Origin of the sequence: Moritella viscosa, assembly GCF_900120065.1 — a bacterium.
GTDB lineage: Bacteria > Pseudomonadota > Gammaproteobacteria > Enterobacterales > Moritellaceae > Moritella > Moritella viscosa.
Map to the genome: position 1 here is coordinate 1 of NZ_FPLG01000109.1, position 508 is coordinate 508.

Annotated in this window: 1 protein-coding gene; it reads right to left on the reverse strand. The window is 42.1% G+C overall.

Annotation, left to right across the window (positions count from 1 at the left end; genetic code table 11):
• Window positions 1-30: 30 nt before the first annotated feature.
• Window positions 31-468: an IS3 family transposase gene (locus tag BT797_RS17105; RefSeq protein WP_075472936.1), complete on the reverse strand. Its 438-nt coding sequence runs from the start codon at window positions 466-468 to the stop codon at window positions 31-33.
• Between the last annotated feature and the right edge of the window lie 40 nt (window positions 469-508).

Below are 508 nucleotides of genomic sequence, written 5' to 3' on the forward strand. Positions count from 1 at the left end.
TGTAATGGTCAACTCAAATCGGACACTTGCTTAAGCTACTTTTCTTAATATCTGCTGCTCAAATTCCATCGGTGATAAATACCCCAATGTTGTATGTGGCCGCTTGCTGTTGTAATAAGCAAGGTAATCCAAAATACAGCGTTCAGCGTCTTTCTTTGTTTTCAAGCGATAGTAATGCATATGCTCGTGTTTGAAGCTTCTAAAAAATCGCTCTGTTGGTGCATTATCCCAACACTCACCTTTGCCGCTAATGCTGGGTATCATCTCCATTTTCGAAAGCATTTCCTGGTACTTGCCGCTTGCGTATTGGCTGCCTCTATCTGAATGATGCATAACTCCAGCATTGGGTTTTCGTCGCCAGTAAGCCATCTGTAGCGCCTGCAAACACATTTCTGTTTTCATGTTGTCGGCAATACTCCATCCAATGATTTGCCTTGAATATAAATCCATTACAACGGCTAAATACATCCAACCTTCAAGCGTCCAAACGTAGGTGATATCAGTTGTC

Excerpts from the sequence above, each read along its gene's own strand:
- BT797_RS17105 (WP_075472936.1), bottom strand. The coding sequence starts at position 468 with ATGTATTTAGCCGTTGTAATGGATTTATATTCAAGGCAAATCATTGGA.